Genomic DNA, 15,830 nt, shown 5'->3' with positions numbered 1-15,830 from the left:
CCTGGCGGGGCGGGCCGTCATCCGCTTTTTGCGGCTTTTACTGGAGTGTAGCGACGACTTGACGTAGTCGGAAATACGGATTGGGGATGGGGGTATAAGAAAAAATGATACCCCCGATGCTGGTCAGCGTTGCCGCTTGCGGCGCTCTTCCTGGAAGCGCGCCTCGGTACCTGCTTCGGTGCGCTGGCCGAACGCATAGTTGGTCTCGAGCCAGATGGCATTGATGATGGCGACCGTGATGGCGAAGCCAAGGCCGAGCATCCATGAGAAGTACCACATGATCGTATTCCTTCGTTCTTTATGAATTAATAAGCGGTGTGCTGGTTGTCCTGGATGTGCTGGTGCGTGACCTTGCCGCGCATGACGCGGTACACCCAGCCCGTATACAAGCTGACGATCGGCAGCATCACGATCACGACCCAGAACATCACGGACAGGGTGCGATGGCTGGACACCGCATCCCAGGCGGTCAGGCTGTGGGCCGGCAGCAGCGACGAGGGCATCACGAACGGGAACATGGCGGCACCGGCGGTCAGCACCACGCCGGTCACCGCCAGGCCGCTGGACAGGAAGGCCGGCAGCGAACGGCGCGCGGCGCTGGACACGCAGGCAAGAAGCGCGCCGGCCAGGCCCATGACCGGCAGGATCCACAGCAGCGGCCAGCGATAGAAGTTGTCGAGCCAGGCCCCTGGCGCGCGGGTCACGGTCTTGGCCGCGGGCAGGAACACGCTGTTCGCATCCGGCATGGCGGCAATCCGATAACCCTCGATGCCGGTGGCGATCCACAGCCCGCCGGCCGCGAACAGCGCGATGGTCAGCATCGCGGCGCCCATCGCCATCAGGCGCGCCCGTTCGGCCACGGCGCCTTCGGTCTTTTGCTGCAGGTAGGTCGCGCCGTGCAGCGCCAGCATGGCAAGGGACAGTACGCCGCACAGCAGGCCGAAGGGATTCAGCAGGTCGAAGAAGCCGCCCGTGTATTCGAGGCGCAGCATGTCGTCGTAGCAGAACGGTACGCCCTGCAGCAGGTTGCCGAAAGCGACGCCGAAGATGAGCGGCGGGACGAAGCCGCCGGCGAACAGGCACCAGTCCCAGGTGCTTCTCCAGCGCGGGTCCTGCAGCTTGTTGCGGTAGTCGAAGCCGACCGGGCGGAAGAACAGCGCGAACAGGCACAGCAGCAGGGCGACGTAGAAGCCGGAAAAGGCGGCCGCGTACACCAGCGGCCAGGCCGCGAACAGGGCGCCGCCGGCGGTGATCAGCCAGGTCTGGTTGCCTTCCCAGGTGGCGCCGATCGCGTTGATGACGATGCGGCGCTCGGTGTCGGTCCGTCCCACAAAAGGCAATGCGATGCCGGCGCCGAAGTCGAAGCCGCCGGTCAGCGCGAAGCCGAGCAGCAGCACGCCGACGAAGGCCCACCAGATCAGTTTATAAGTCTCGTAATCGAACAGCATGATGGTTCCTTGTCTATGTCAGGCGTTCAGACGGCGGCAATCTGGTCGTCCGCCAGGTGCTCGGGCTTGTCGCTACCGGACTCGCCGCTCGGTTCCCCGTGATAGCGGCCGGTATGCAGGCTGGCCGGGCCGATCCTGGCGTACTTGACCATCAGGCCCATCTCGACCACCAGCAGCAGCGTGTAGAAGCCGAGGAAGCCGAACAGCGAGAACCACAGGTTGCCCGGGCTCAGGCTCGATGCCGACAAATGGGTCGGCAGCACGCCGGCGATGGTCCAGGGCTGGCGGCCGTATTCGGCCACGATCCAGCCCAGTTCGGCGGCCACCCACGGCAGCGGGATCGAGATCACGCACAGTTTCAACAGCCAGCGCTGCGGCGCCAGGTTGCGCCGTACCATGAACCACACCGATGCGCAGAAGATGAACAGGAACAGGAAGCCGAGGAAGACCATGCCGCGGAAGGACCAGAACAGCGGCGCCACTTTCGGGATGGTGTCGGCCGCGGCCTGCTTGATCTGCGCTTCGCTGGCGTCGACCACGTTCGGCGTGTACTTCTTCAGCAGCAGGCCGTAGCCGAGGTCGGCCTTGACCGCCTCGAAGGCGGCTTTCGCTTCAGGCGACTTGTCGCCGCCCTTCAGGCGCAGCAGGGCGGCGTAGGCCGTCATGCCGGTGCGGATGCGCGCTTCGTTTTCCATGCGCAGTTCCTTCAGGCCGGTGACCTTGCCGTCGTAGGAACGGGTGGCGATCAGGCCCAGCACCCAGGGCAGCTCGACCGCGTAGTCGGTGGTCTGCTTCGCATCGTCGGGAAAACCAAAGAGCGTGAGACCGGCCGGCGCCGGCTGGGTTTCCCAGGCCGCTTCGATGGCGGCCAGTTTCACCTTGTTGACTTCGCCGGCGGTGTAGCCGGATTCGTCGCCCAGCACGATCACGGACAGGGTCGAGGCCAGGCCGAAGGCGGCGGCGATGGCGAACGAGCGCAGCGCGAACGGCACGTCGCGCGCCTTGAGCAGGTACAGCGCCGAGATGCCGAGCACGAACATCGAGGCCGTTACGTAGCCGGCGGCGGCGGTGTGCACGAACTTGACCTGCGCCACCGGATTGAAGATCACTTCCGAGATCGAGACCAGCTCCATGCGCATGGTGTCGAAGTTGAATGCGGCGCCGACCGGGTGGTTCATCCAGCCGTTGGCGATCAGGATCCACAGTGCCGACAGGCTGGAGCCGAGCGCCACGAAGAAGGTCACCATCAGGTGCTTGCGCGGCGACAGGCGGTTCCAGCCGAGGAAGAACAGGCCGACCATGGTCGATTCGAGGAAGAAGGCCATCAAGCCCTCGATCGCCAGCGGCGCGCCGAAGATGTCGCCGACGTAGTGGGAATAGTAGGCCCAGTTGGTGCCGAACTGGAACTCCATCGTAATGCCCGTGGTGACGCCCATCGCGAAGTTAATGCCGAACAGCTTGCCCCAGAACTGGGTCATGTCCTTGTACACCTGGCGGCCGGTCATGACATAGCTCGATTCCATGATGAACAGGATCCAGGCCAGGCCCAGGGTCAGGGGAACGAACAGGAAGTGATACAGCGCGGTGGCTGCGAACTGTAGCCGCGAAAGGGCTACGACATCGTCGAGCGGAGGCATGGTGGAACCTGCGTTTTATTTGGTGGGGAGAGGATCACGCGCGGCCGGGATGGCGAACAGGTGGCGTTCCACCTGGCCGGCCGGCAGCAGCATGTGCTTGGTTTGCGGATGCGAGAAACAGGCGTACCAAAGGCCGTACAGCGCCAGGCACTTGACGGCGAGGGTCACGGCCAGCGTCAAGGCCAGGTTGCTGCGGCGCGGTGTGCGCAGTGGGTGCTTGGAAAGAGTGTGCATGTGTGCGCCTTCAAAATGCTCCAATGGCAGATTTGAGCGTGCGCAAACTACGTGTAGCTAGATCTGGTAATGGAGCGATGACGCGAGATTAGTTTTCCCAAGCGGAAAAATCTTTGATGCACATCAAAAAGCCCGGAGAGGGCTTATCAGCAGCGGTCAGGAGAGGGGACGGGCGCCGATCCAGTCTCCGCTGTCGCACAGATCGTGCGCCACCTGGGCCACCAGGCGGCCGACTGCGGAGGCCGCATTCGTGAGCGGGATATTGCGCGAGGCGCACAGCACCACGGTGCGCGCGATCGCCGGGCCATGGATCGGCAGCGCGCGCATCGCGCCGCGTTCGACTTCGGCCAGCACCGGCGCCACCGGCAGGATGGTCGCGCCCATGCCGGCCAGGATCGCCGATTTCAGGATGGCGATCGAATTGATTTCGATGACGTCGCGCGCGTGCAGGCCGGCCCCGCGCGCCGTGCTTTCGATGCGCGGCCGTACACCATGCTGCAGGCCGGGCAGGATCAGGGTGGTGTCCAGCACTTCGCGCAGGGAGACGCTGTCGCGCCCGCTCGCCAGCGGGGTATCGTCGCGGCAGATGTAGCGCAATTCTTCCTCGACCAGCAAAGTGGTGGCGAAGCCGCCCAACTGGCCGTCGTCGAGCAGTACCGCGAGATTGACGCGGCCGGCGCGCAACTGCTCGGTCAGGTTGCCGGTCAATTCCTCGGTCAGCTGCAGCGTGATTTCCGGGTATCGCTGGCGAATGGCGCGCAAGAGCGGCAGCGCCAGTGCGCTTGAAATGCTGTGCGGCAGGCCAAGCGTGACGCTGCCCGATGGCCGCTCGGCCGACTGCACCACGGCGGCCTGGGCATCCGCGACCTGTTTCAGGATCGCCTGCGCGTGCTCGTAGAACACCTTGCCGGCGTCGGTGCTGAGTACGCCCTGGGCGGTACGGTGCAGCAATTGCACCCCCAGTTCGTCCTCCAGCTGGCGCAACTGCTGGGTCAGCGCAGGCTGCGCCACGTGCAGCACCAGGGCCGCGCGCGATAGCGAGCCGTGATCGACGATGGCAACGAAATAGCGGAGCTGTCTAAGTTCCATTATGAAATCTTTGTATCTTTATAGATACATAGTGATCATTAATTGTTTTCATGTGGCAACTAAACACCCGAAGTAGGTATACTTGAACGCCGCAAAACGCGGCGACATTACCATACCTGAGACCCACCGCGACATACCGGCAACCGACCTGCGCCTCACCCCATGCTGAAGAAAGTTGATCCCTCGCAACTGCGCGTCGGGATGTTCATCCATGCGCTCGACTGCGGCTGGATGACGCATCCCTTCCTGCGCAACCGTTTCAAGATTACGCACGATGACGAGATCCGCAAGATCGTGGCAGCGCGCATCCACTCGATCACCATCGATTGCAGCCTCGGCCTGGATGCCGACGATGCGCCGACGGTGGCCGAAGCCGAGGCCGCGGTCGACGCCGGGATCGCCGCCATCGGCGCCCGTCCGGTGGTGGCGCCGCGCACCACGCTCGCCGATGAATTCGATCGCGCGCTGTCGATCCGGCGCCAGGCCGCCGGCCTGGTCAAGACCGTGATGCAGGATGCGCGCATGGGGCGGGCGGTCGAACTCGATCAGGTGTCGCCGGTCGTCGAGAACATCACCGGCTCGATCCTGCGCAACGCCGGCGCCTTGCTCGGGCTGTCCGTCATCCAGAGCAAGGACGACTACACCTTCCTGCATTCGGTCAGCGTGTGCACCCTGCTGGTGGCATTCTGCCGCGCGCGTGGGCTGGATGCCGAGACCATTTACCAGGCCGGCATCGGCGGCCTGCTGCACGATACCGGCAAGGCCTTGATTCCGGACGCCATCCTGAACAAGCCGGGGCGCCTGACCGAAGAGGAATTCGCCATCGTGCGGCGTCATCCGCAGGACGGTCACGACATCCTGGCGCGCACGCCGGGCATCGGCACGATTCCGCTCGACATCACGCTGCACCACCACGAGCGGCGCGACGGCGCCGGCTACCCTGAGCGCCAGGGCGGCACAGCGATCAGCGAACTGGCGCAGATGGCGGCCATCGTCGACGTCTACGACGCCATCACCGCCGACCGCTGTTATCACAAGGGCATCCCGCCGGCCGAGGCGCTGCGCAAGATGTACGAGTGGAGCAGCACCCAGTTCGAGCCGGCGCTGGTCCAGGCATTCATGCGTTGCGTCGGCATCTACCCGGTCGGCACGCTGGTGCTGCTGGAATCGGGACGCCTGGGCGTGGTGATCGAACCGCACGAAACCAGCCTGCTCACGCCCAAGGTCAGAGTGTTCTACAGCACCCGCAGCCAGGCTTACATCAAGCCGGAACTGGTCGACCTGGCGCGCGGACTGGGCTTCGGCGGGGGCGACCGCATTGTGCGCCACGAGTCGCCCGGCAAATGGCAGGTCGACCCGCAGCGCTTCCTGGCCCTGGCCTGAGCCGACGCGCCACCCGGCACGGCATCAGAAGAATTCGGCGGTATCGTTCGAGGCCGCCGCCTGCACCATGCCGTGCGAGACCAGGTCGTCGTAGTGACAGGCGCGATTGCGGCCGCTGCTCTTGGCGTGGTATAGCGCCTGGTCGGCATGGCCGAGGGTCATTACCGGCGATTCGAAGGCGCTGATCGCGACGAAGCCGACGCTGACCGTCACCCGCCCCACTTGCGGGAAGCCGTGATTGGCCACGCCGGCGCGAAAGCGTTCGATGATCTTCCAGGTATTGTCCAGCGTGGTCGAGCGCAGCAGCACGACGAATTCTTCGCCGCCAAAACGGAATACCCGGTCCTGGGCACGGAACGAGGATTGCAGCAGGTTGGCGATCAGGATCAGCACTTCATCGCCGTACAGGTGGCCGAAGCGGTCGTTGACCGCCTTAAAGTGATCGACGTCGACCACTGCCAGCCACTGTTTTTCCTGACCATTCGGCTGGCGCCGTTCCGGGAAGCCGGGCAGGCGCACATCCTGCTGCTGCGCGCTGTGCAGCATGCGCGCCAGCTGGTCGTCGAAGGTCTTGCGGTTGAGCAGCCCGGTGAGGGAATCGCGCTCGCTGTAGTCGAGCAGGTTCTGGAAGTTGCGGTACACGCCGACGATGCCGCCGACCATGTGGACGGTGACGTCGGTGAACGGTTTGTCGTCGCGGATTTCGAGGCAGGTGCCGGCCTTGTCGCCGAACCAGATCGGCAGCCATAGCGTGCGCATGCCGTCGTCGTCGAGCGCTTCGGCACTGGGCCGCCGCGCGATCAGACACTGCATCAGTACCGGATGGCTGGCCAGCGCTTCGCCAGGGCAGCCCTCATGCGCTTCTTCGAGGCGGGCGGGGCTGCCTCTGCGGATCGATGCGCGCGCGCGCAGGACTTGTTGCCCAGATACAGTGCCAATGCGCAGGATGCGGGTCTGTACGGCCCCGGCCAACTCCTGCACCGCCGAGATCACGGAAATGTCGAGCATTGCGTGGTCGCGGTGGCCGGTCATGTCCACCATATGTTTCAGAAGCGAATCCATGTCGTTCCCGCAATGTGATCTAGAGGCTGGCGCATGAACGATGTCCATATCGGGCGCCTACGCATTTGGCATTTCATTAGAGCAATAAAATCAGCATAACGGCTTTCTGCATTAATTTCAATTATGCAAATAAAATTTTCCTGCGCGTGTTTGATGTTTACGAATTTTTAGACAGCACCATGCTGTTTATCGGCGTCAAAAAAATTCCTCAAAACAAAAAATGATTCCTTTGGGAAAAATTGTCTGTAATCAAATTGCCGTACAGCATCACATTTTATAGTGAACTCACTGACACGGAACGCGAAGCAGCCAGTCGCAAGAAGCGCAGTTGTCGCAGTCAGCGCCCCCGGTCAGTGTTTCATCAACCTACCATATGGGAGTACGTTATGAGCAACTTCATGTCTGCAGTCAAAACCTTCGTTGCTGACGAAAACGGTGTGACCGCGATCGAGTACGGCCTGATCGCTGCACTGATCGGTGTGGTGATCGCTGGTGCCGCCAAAACCGTGGGTGGCGATCTGAAGACTTTGTTCGGAGAGATCAGCACCGCGCTCCAGAATAAGTAAGCAGCACTTGCCCTCCGGGACATTCGGCCCGGAGGGCTTTTTTGTTTCGAGGATGCCATGCTAATCGAACCATATCTGGACTTGAGTCTCCTTTTGCTGGTTTGTATTGCTGCCATTAATGATCTGGCGACGCGCCGCATTCCCAACCGGTTGTTGCTGATCGGCCTGGCTTGCGCTCTGTTGTTGCATCTGCTCTCTGCAAGCCCTGGCGCATCCGTGCTGAAAGCATTTTCCGGCATGGGAGTCGGCTTCGCGATATTTCTGCCGTTTTATCTGCTGCGCGGCATGGCGGCCGGCGATGTCAAGCTGATCGCCGTCGTCGGGGCATTCATCGGTCCCGAGGAAGCATTCGAGGTCGCCGTGCTGACGTGGTGCGTCGGCGGCGTCATGTCATTGTGCGTCGTGCTGATGAATGGCCGCCTGCGGCTGGCGTTCACCAACATCCGCTACCTGTTATACGGCTTCATGGTACCGGGCATCCATATGACCGACATGCCGCTCCAGCAGAGCGCCGGTTCTATTCCATATGGGCTGGCCATCGCGGTCGGCACGATCACGGTCCTGCTTCGTCACTACGGTTGAGTCCGCTTTGGCAAAGCGCAAGGGTGGACTGGAAGGTGGTCGTTAGAATCAATCCGACCTCTTTCAGAAAACATGAAGGTTTCTAGGGGATTTCGATGTTTGAAACGCTATCGACAGGCAATACCGCAACGGCCTTGCGCACGCTCCAGGGCAGTATGGCGGACGCATCGGACGTCATGCCGATCCTGCCCCGCCAGGCCAAGACAGTGCGCGACACCGGTCTCGAGCCACGCTTCGTGGCCGACCTGGTGCTCAAGGCGATCGAGGCCAGCGGCAAGGCGCCGCTGCCGCTCCTGGCGGGCAAGTTGCGTCTCTCGATCAGCGTGCTGCGCGAGGTGCTCAACCCGCTGATCGCCGAGCAGCAGGTGGACGTCGCCTGGTGCGGCGAATCCGATATCGACATGCAGTACCAGTTGACCCCGATCGGCCAGCGCACCGCCGCCGACGCGCTCGCGCGTTGCCGCTACGTCGGACCGGCGCCCGTGACGCTGGCGGCCTACCGTGCGATGGTCGAACGCCAGGCGCTGCGCCATGCCGATGCCGATGCCGAACGCATTATCCCTGCCCAGCTCGCGGCGGTGCTCGGCGAGGATGGCCTGGCAGCGGATGCGCGCGCCACCCTGGGCGCAGCGCTGTACGCACGGCGTTCGCTGCTGCTGTATGGCCCATCGGGCAGCGGCAAGACCCAGCTGGCACGCAAGCTCGGGCGCCTGTTGCCCGGAGCGATCGCCGTGCCGCATGCCCTGATCGTTAGTGGCCAGGTGATCCGCCTGTTCGATCCTGCCATCCACGTCGCACCTCCGCCGTCGGCGCGCGGCAGCACCCAGGAAGAGCGCCGCAGCAGCGATGCCCGCTGGGCGGTGTCGCAACGGCCGCTGGTGCATGTCGGCGCCGAGCTGGCCCGCGAGACCCTCGAGCTGCGCTACGACGCCGAACAGGGGGTGTACCACGCGCCGCCGCATCTGCAGGCCAACAACGGCATGCTGGTGGTCGACGATGTCGGCCGCCAGCGCATGCCGGCCGCCGAGCTGCTCAACCGGTTCATCGGCCCGCTCGATGCCGGTACCGACCAGCTGGCACTGCAGGGCGGCCAGACCGAGATCGTGCCGTTCGACGCTGCCGTCGTGTTCGCGACCAACCTGAATCCGGCCATGGTGTTCGACGACGCCGCATTGCGCCGCATCGGCTACAAGACCGGCATCGGGGCGTGGTCGCCGAATGCCTATCGCACCCTGCTGCGGCGCCAATGCCGGCTGCGCCGCATCGACTACGACGAAGGCACGGCCGACCACCTGATCAAGCGCCTGCATCCGCAGTCCGGGCGAGCACTGTTGGCCTGCTATCCGGGCGAACTGCTGGACCGGGTCGCCGATTTCGCCGGATTTGCCGGCAGTGAGGCGCGCCTGACCATAGCCGCAGTCGAGCAGGCCTGGCGCAGTATGTTCATTGCCGGCGACGTGGAGGCTTGAATGAAGAACAAGCGTGCTCTCATCCTGATGGTCGTTGCCATTCTGTTCGGCCTGGCCGCGGTGGTGTTCGCATCGCGCTGGCTGTTGACCCAGCCGGGCGGCGCGAACGGCCGCATCCTGGTGGCCAGTGCCGACATCAGCCTCGGCCAGCGCCTCGCGCCCGAGATGTTCAAGCTGACCGAGTGGCCATCCGGCAGCCTGCCGAAAGACGCGTTCACCGATCCGCAACGGCTCAACGGCCGTGTCCTCAAGAGCAACTTGGTCATGGGCGAGCCGGTCACCGAAGCCAAGCTGGCGCCGGCCGGCACCCTGGGCGGTCTGTCGGCCCTGATCACCGAAGGCAAGCGTGCGATCACGGTGCGCGTCAACGACGTGATCGGCGTCGCCGGCTTCGCGCTGCCGGGCAACTATGTCGACATCATCGTCAGCACCCAGAAGGACATGCAGCCCGGCGCCGAAGGGCGCGAGCAGAGCATTTCGAAGATCGTGCTGGAACGGATTCTTGTGCTGGCGGTCGCGCAGGAAGTCAGCCGTGACGAGACCAAGCCGAAGGTGGTCAATGCAGTCACGCTCGAAGTCACGCCGGAACAGGCCGAAAAACTCGACCTGGCGCGCAGTGTCGGCACGCTGTCGCTGGCCCTGCGCAACCAGGTCGACCCGCAGTCGGCGGCGACCGAGGGTGCCACCAAGTTGACGCTGCTGCCGCCGGCAACGCCGGTGCCGCCGAAGCCGGCGCCGAAGCCCGTCCCCAGGCCAGCCGCGGCACCACGTCCGGTGGTGGTCAAGGCGGCGGCACCGGTGCGGCGCGATTGCGTCAGCGTATTGAACGGTCTGCGCATGACGCAGGAATGCTTCTGAATTTATCCCGGGGTGAGGTCATGAACGCAAGCCTGATGCAAACACCGATGTTCCGCTGCCTGGTCGCCGCCGGCCTGGTCCTGGCGGCCGCCGGACCCGCGTGCGCAGCCAAGGCCAAGGGGCAGAACGCGGATGATACGGCCCAGGCGGCGCCGGCACGAACCGAGGTCGGCCCGAACTGCCAGGGTATGGCCGCCAGGCCGGCCCAGCTGGCCCTGCAGGTCGGCAAGTCAAGCCTGATGCGCCTGCCCGAAGCAGTCCAGCACCGCAGTGTCGGCAATCCGGCCGTGGTACAGGCGCTGCTGGTCGCACCGGATACGCTGTATATCGCCGGCGTCGACGTCGGCACCACCAACATGATCGTGCAGGGCCGCAGCGGCGTGTGCAGCATGCTCGACATCACGGTCGCGATCGATCCGGCACCGCTGCAGGCCACGCTGGCTGCGGTCATGCCCGAGGAGCGCGACATCAAGGTCATGGCGGCAGCCGACACGCTGGTCCTGAGTGGCAGCGTGAGCGATGCCGCCGCCGCCTCACGCGTCGTCGAACTGGCAAACGCCTACGTACGCCGGCCCTTGCGCGCACTGGCCGTGCCCAAGCCGGACAAGGAAGAAGCAGAACCAAAGGACACGAGCGGCAGTGCCGCCCAGGCGGCCAGCACCCGCATCGTCAACCTGCTCAGTGTGAGCGCCCCGCAGCAGGTCCAGCTCGAGGTCAAGGTCGCCGAAGTGTCCAAGACCCTGCTCGAGCGCCTGGAAGCCGGCGCCGCCTGGCGCTTCGGTTCCGGCAGCTGGGCCGCGACGCTGGCAACCGATTTCATCACCGGGAAAGCCAGCAGTACACTCAGCGCCACCAAAGGTGCCACCAACGGCGTCAAGGCTGCAGCTGAACGCCAGGATGGCCTCGTGCGCATCCTGGCCGAACCGAACGTGATGGCGATCAGCGGTCAGGAAGGGACTTTCCTCGCGGGCGGCAAATTCTACATACCCGTCGCCCAGGAGAACAACCGGGTCACGCTGGCCGAGAAGGAGTTCGGTGTCGGCCTGCGTTTCACACCGACCGTGCTCTCCGGCGGCCGCATCAACCTGCGCGTGGCGCCGGAGGTGTCGGAATTGTCGCGCGACGGCATCGGGATCTCGGTCAACGGCTTCAATGGCGTGGCAGTGCTGCCGGTCGTGACCACGCGCCGCGCCAGCACCACCGTGCAGCTGTACGACGGCCAGAGCTTCGCGATCGGCGGCCTGGTCAAGAACAACCTGGTTTCCAACCTGAAAGGCTTGCCTGTGCTTGGCGAAGTGCCGATCCTGGGCGCGCTGTTCCGCAGCACCGACTACCAGCAGGATCGCACCGAACTGGTCTTCGTGATCACCGCGCGCCTAGTCAAGCCGCTGCCGGGGGCAGGCTATGAACTGCCGACCGACAAGATCGGCGTGCCGTCGCGCGGCGCGATCCTGCTCGGCGGGCGGCTGGATGGTCCTGCACCCGAAACCACCAGCGCCGCCCAGTCGGCGCCGGCGCCGGCGCTGGTACCGCCCGCGCCGCACAGCAGCGGCGGCTTCGAACTGAAATAGGAGGCGAGAATGACGATCCGACGCAATCTGCCGGTGCTGCCGGTGTCGCTGGCGCTGGTGCTGGGCGCGACGCTGCAGGGCTGCAGCTCGACCCCGCGCTTCAACGACCACTTCGGCGCCGCCATGCGCGCCAATCTTTCTGCCCAGGTCATCAACCCGGCGGCATCGGCGAATGCCAATCCCGCCATCGGCGTGGACGGTGCTGCCGCCCACGCGGCCCAGGAGCGCTACCAGCGCTCGTTCAAGGACAAGGATGCCAGTGCCGACCGTTCGCTGGTCAACGGGAACGGCGCCCAATGATGCAGCGCGCGTGGCTCCGGCCCGAGCACGCAGCACCGCCCGCACCCAGCATTGATACGATCGCCCGCCGCCCCGAGGAACCCGATGAAAGCCCTCTTGATCAGCCGCGACACCCAGCTTTACGCGGAGATCGCCTCCCAAGGGGCGGCGCGCGTGCCGCCGCTGAATGTCGGCGCCAGCCGCGCCAGCCTGCGTGACGCGCTCGATCGTCCGCTGGCGGAGGCGCCGGCGCTGGTCGTGGTCGACGTCAGCGACGCCGATGCGGCCGACGGCGACCTCCTGGAGCGGCTGACCCGCCATTACGCAGCGGCGCATTTCATGCTGCTGACCGATAACCACCATCCCGAGATCCTGATCCGCGCCATGCGGGTCGGCGTGCGCGAGGTGCTGCAACTGCCGTTGCTGCACAGTGCCCTGCACGAAGCGATTGACCGCATCGCTGCCAGCGCCGGTGTGGCGTCGGTCCACGACGGCAAGGTGCTGGCCTTCATCGCCTGCAAGGGCGGCAGCGGCGCGACCTTCATCTCGACAAATTTCGGCTACGCGCTGGCAACCCTGGCCGACAAGAAGGTACTGTTGATCGACCTGCACCGCCAGTTCGGAGATGCCACGCTGTACGTCTCCGACCAGAAGCCGGTCATGACGTTGGCCGACGTGTGCCAGCAGATCGCGCGTATCGACGGCCCGTTCCTGGATTCGTGCCTGGTGCACGTCGCACCCGGCTTCGGCGTGCTGGCTGCCGCTGACGATCCCGGCCAGACCAGCGAGGCCAAGCCCGAGCACATCGACACCATCCTGCGCGTCGCGCGCCAGCATTACGATTACATCCTGCTTGACGTCGGCCGCCAGATCGACGCGGTTTCGCTGCGCGCGCTCGACAGCACCGATGCGATCTATCCGGTGCTGCAGCTGGCATTGCCCGACATCCGCGATGCGCGCCGCCTGCTGGATATCTTCCGTTCGCTGGGCTACCTCACCGACCAGATCCGGCTGATCGTCAACCGTTACGAAAAAGGCGGCAAGCTGCGCCTACAGGACTTGAACGCGGCGCTCGGTGCCGAGGTGCTGCACACCATTCCCAATGATTACGTTGCCGTCACCGATTCGGTCAACCAGGGCATTCCAGTGCTGCAGCTGGCACGCGGCAGTGCCGCCGCGCGCAGCCTGGCCGACCTGGTCGAGATCGTGACCGAGCGCCGTATCGTCGAATCCAGGGGCGGTCTGTTCGACCGCCTGTTCGGGCGCGGCGAAGGCGATTATTAACTGTCCAAGGAGCCGTCCATGTCCCTGCGCGAGCGCCTGTCCGGAACGGACGAGGAACGCCAATACCAAGCCGTGCCTGCGGTAGCCCAGCACGCCTACCAGGAGCTAAAAAAGACGATGCACCAGCTGATCCTCGACAGGATCGATCTGGAGCGCCTGAAGCGCCTGACCACCGAGCAGTTCAAGCACGAGCTGGCGCTACTGGTGCAGCGCATCGTCGAAGAAGAACGCATCGTGCTGAACCAGCAAGAGCGCCACAACCTGGTGCTCGACATCCAGCACGAGATGCTGGGCTTCGGCCCGCTCGAGCCGCTGCTGAACGATCCAACCGTGTCCGACATCCTGGTCAACACGCACAACAAGGTGTACGTCGAACGGCGCGGCCGCCTTGAGCTCACCGACATCGCCTTCCACGACAACGCTCACCTGATGAAGATCATCGAGAAGATCGTCTCGCGCGTCGGCCGCCGCGTCGACGAGTCGAGTCCGATGGTCGATGCGCGCCTGCCTGACGGCTCGCGCGTCAACGCGATCATCCCGCCGCTGGCGGTCGACGGGCCGCTGGTCTCGATCCGCCGCTTCGGTGCGACACCGCTCACGGTGCAGAACCTGCTCGACTACAAGAGCGTCACGCCGCCGATGGTCAAAGTCATGGAAAGCCTGGGTCTGGCCAAGGTGAACATCCTGATTTCGGGCGGCACCGGCAGCGGCAAGACCACCATGCTGAACCTGATCTCCGGCTTCATCCCCGGCAACGAGCGTATCGTGACGATCGAGGACGCGGCCGAGCTGCAACTGCGCCAGCCGCACGTGGTACGCCTGGAGACGCGCCCGCCCAACATCGAGGGCAAGGGCGAGGTCACGCAGCGCGCGCTGGTCCGCAACTCGCTGCGCATGCGCCCCGACCGCATCATCCTGGGCGAAGTGCGCGGACCCGAAGCGCTCGACATGCTGCAGGCGATGAACACCGGTCACGAAGGCTCGCTGGCGACGATTCACGCCAACACCGCGCGCGACGCGCTGGCGCGACTGGAGAACATGGTCGGCATGGCAGGCGTGAGCCTGACGCCGCGCGCGATCCGCCAGCAGATCTGCTCGGCCATCACCGTGATCCTGCAGGCCACGCGCCTGACCGACGGCACGCGCAAGCTGGTCAGCATGCAGGAAGTCACCGGCATGGAAGGCGACATCATCTCGATGCAGGAAATCTTCCGCTTCGAGCAGACCGGGGTCGACACCGACGGCAAGGTGCAGGGCCATTTCTGCGCCACCGGCGTGCGGCCGCGCTTCGCCGATCGTCTCAGGATGTTCGGCGCGCCGGTGCCGGAAGATACCTTCGACCCGGACCGCATCTTTACCTAGCAGGCAGCTGCCGCGGAGTCTCGCATGGACATCCTGTTCTATGGTTTCGTCGTATTCCTGTTCGCTGGCGTCATCCTCGGCATCGAAGGCGTGTACCTGTGGTGGATAGGCACGCACGGCGCGGCCGCGCAGCGCGTGGCGCGCCGCCTGCAGCTGATGTCGGGAACCGCAGGGCGCTCCGAACGCATCTCGATCCTGAAGCAGCGGCGCTTCGCCCGCAACGACCTGGCCGACCGGCTGCTGCACCGCCTCGCGCTGGCCCATCGCGTCGACCGCCTGCTGGTGCAGTCGGGGATTAAGTGGTCGGTCCAGCAGTTCCTGCTGTGGTCGGGCACGGCACTGCTGGCAGGGGCGTTCCTGGCTGCGCAGTGGCCCTTGCCGCTGGCGCTGCGCATCGGACTGGCGCTGCTGTTCTCGATCATCCCCATGCTGCTGGTCAAGCGCGCGCGCCGGCGGCGCCTGGCGCGCATCGAGCAGCAGTTGCCGGAGGCCGCCGATTTCATCGCACGCGCGCTGCGCGCTGGCCACTCGTTCACTAATGTCCTGCAAATCGTCGGCAACGAAATGCCGGAGCCGCTCAGCGCCGACTTCCGCATCACCCGCGAAGAAATCAACTATGGCGTGCCGATGGCCGAAGCACTGCACAACATGGCGGCGCGGATTCCATTGACCGACTTGCGCTACCTGATCATTGCGGTCCTGATCCAGCGCGAGACCGGCGGTAACCTGGCCGAGATCCTCACCAGCATCAGCCACATCATCCGCGAGCGCCTGAAGCTGGTGGACAGGGTGCGCGTGCTGTCGGCCGAAGGCCGGATGTCGGCCTGGATCCTGGGCCTGCTGCCGTTTGGCGTGGGCGGCATGCTGGTGCTGACCAATCCGGACTACATCGGCATCCTGTGGACCGACCCGACCGGTATCAAGCTGGTCTGGGCCGCGCTGATCATGATCGTCATCGGCGTGCTGTGGCTGCGCAAGATGATCCGCATTCACATCTGAGGAGCCG

General features: G+C 64.8%; 16 protein-coding genes. 10 read left to right on the top strand and 6 right to left on the bottom strand.

Features of this window, described 5'->3' with window-relative positions:
* Positions 1–123 precede the first annotated feature (123 nt).
* The 5 genes from cydX to U1H99_RS13490 form a co-directional block, all read right to left on the bottom strand.
* Complete coding sequence (gene cydX / locus U1H99_RS13510) at positions 124–279, bottom strand: cytochrome bd-I oxidase subunit CydX (RefSeq protein WP_323142257.1); 156 nt, start codon at positions 277–279, stop codon at positions 124–126.
* Between the two features lie 26 nt (positions 280–305).
* Entirely contained in the window at positions 306–1,448 is a 1,143-nt protein-coding gene (gene cydB, locus U1H99_RS13505) for a cytochrome d ubiquinol oxidase subunit II (protein WP_323142256.1), read from the bottom strand.
* A 26-nt stretch (positions 1,449–1,474) separates the two neighbouring features.
* The gene (locus tag U1H99_RS13500) at positions 1,475–3,085 is read right to left on the bottom strand and encodes a cytochrome ubiquinol oxidase subunit I (protein WP_323142255.1); all 1,611 of its coding nucleotides are present in this window, start codon (positions 3,083–3,085) and stop codon (positions 1,475–1,477) included.
* 15 nt (positions 3,086–3,100) lie between these two features.
* Entirely contained in the window at positions 3,101–3,319 is a 219-nt protein-coding gene (gene cydP, locus U1H99_RS13495; RefSeq protein WP_323142254.1) for a cytochrome oxidase putative small subunit CydP, read from the bottom strand.
* A gap of 156 nt (positions 3,320–3,475) precedes the next feature.
* Positions 3,476–4,408 carry a LysR substrate-binding domain-containing protein gene (locus U1H99_RS13490; RefSeq protein ID WP_323142253.1) on the bottom strand — a complete coding sequence of 311 codons (933 nt, stop codon included), beginning with the start codon at positions 4,406–4,408 and terminating at the stop codon, positions 3,476–3,478.
* A gap of 162 nt (positions 4,409–4,570) precedes the next feature.
* On the opposite strand from U1H99_RS13490, the gene U1H99_RS13485 reads away from it, so the two are divergent.
* Entirely contained in the window at positions 4,571–5,791 is a 1,221-nt protein-coding gene (locus U1H99_RS13485) for an HD-GYP domain-containing protein (RefSeq protein ID WP_323142252.1), read from the top strand.
* 24 nt (positions 5,792–5,815) lie between these two features.
* On the opposite strand, the gene U1H99_RS13480 is transcribed toward U1H99_RS13485, so the two are convergent.
* Positions 5,816–6,853: a GGDEF domain-containing protein gene (locus U1H99_RS13480; RefSeq protein WP_323142251.1), complete on the bottom strand. Its 1,038-nt coding sequence runs from the start codon at positions 6,851–6,853 to the stop codon at positions 5,816–5,818.
* Positions 6,854–7,239: 386 nt separating this feature from the next.
* Between U1H99_RS13480 and U1H99_RS13475 the strand changes: the two genes are divergently transcribed.
* From U1H99_RS13475 to U1H99_RS13435, 9 genes are all read left to right on the top strand, one after another.
* Positions 7,240–7,419, top strand: a complete 180-nt coding sequence (locus U1H99_RS13475; protein WP_323142250.1) for a Flp family type IVb pilin — start codon at positions 7,240–7,242, stop codon at positions 7,417–7,419.
* Between the two features lie 57 nt (positions 7,420–7,476).
* Positions 7,477–8,001 (top strand): A24 family peptidase, encoded by a 525-nt coding sequence (locus U1H99_RS13470; protein WP_323142249.1) that lies wholly within the window; start codon positions 7,477–7,479, stop codon positions 7,999–8,001.
* Positions 8,002–8,177: 176 nt separating this feature from the next.
* Complete coding sequence (locus U1H99_RS13465; RefSeq protein ID WP_323142248.1) at positions 8,178–9,470, top strand: DUF8689 domain-containing protein; 1,293 nt, start codon at positions 8,178–8,180, stop codon at positions 9,468–9,470.
* Positions 9,471–10,328, top strand: a complete 858-nt coding sequence (gene cpaB / locus U1H99_RS13460) for a Flp pilus assembly protein CpaB (RefSeq protein WP_323142247.1) — start codon at positions 9,471–9,473, stop codon at positions 10,326–10,328.
* Between the two features lie 20 nt (positions 10,329–10,348).
* Entirely contained in the window at positions 10,349–11,899 is a 1,551-nt protein-coding gene (locus tag U1H99_RS13455) for a type II and III secretion system protein family protein (protein ID WP_323142246.1), read from the top strand.
* A gap of 9 nt (positions 11,900–11,908) precedes the next feature.
* Entirely contained in the window at positions 11,909–12,199 is a 291-nt protein-coding gene (locus U1H99_RS13450; RefSeq protein WP_323142245.1) for a hypothetical protein, read from the top strand.
* Between the two features lie 84 nt (positions 12,200–12,283).
* Complete coding sequence (locus U1H99_RS13445; protein ID WP_323142244.1) at positions 12,284–13,462, top strand: CpaE/TadZ family protein; 1,179 nt, start codon at positions 12,284–12,286, stop codon at positions 13,460–13,462.
* Between the two features lie 18 nt (positions 13,463–13,480).
* Positions 13,481–14,824 (top strand): TadA family conjugal transfer-associated ATPase, encoded by a 1,344-nt coding sequence (locus U1H99_RS13440; RefSeq protein WP_323142243.1) that lies wholly within the window; start codon positions 13,481–13,483, stop codon positions 14,822–14,824.
* Between the two features lie 24 nt (positions 14,825–14,848).
* Positions 14,849–15,823, top strand: a complete 975-nt coding sequence (locus U1H99_RS13435) for a type II secretion system F family protein (RefSeq protein WP_323142242.1) — start codon at positions 14,849–14,851, stop codon at positions 15,821–15,823.
* Positions 15,824–15,830: the final 7 nt, after the last annotated feature.

The organism is Massilia phyllosphaerae, from assembly GCF_034659755.1.
Taxonomy (GTDB): Bacteria; Pseudomonadota; Gammaproteobacteria; order Burkholderiales; family Burkholderiaceae_D; genus Telluria; species Telluria phyllosphaerae.
The sequence above is the reverse complement of the archived record's forward strand: the minus strand, read 5'-3'. Positions and strand labels throughout refer to the sequence as shown.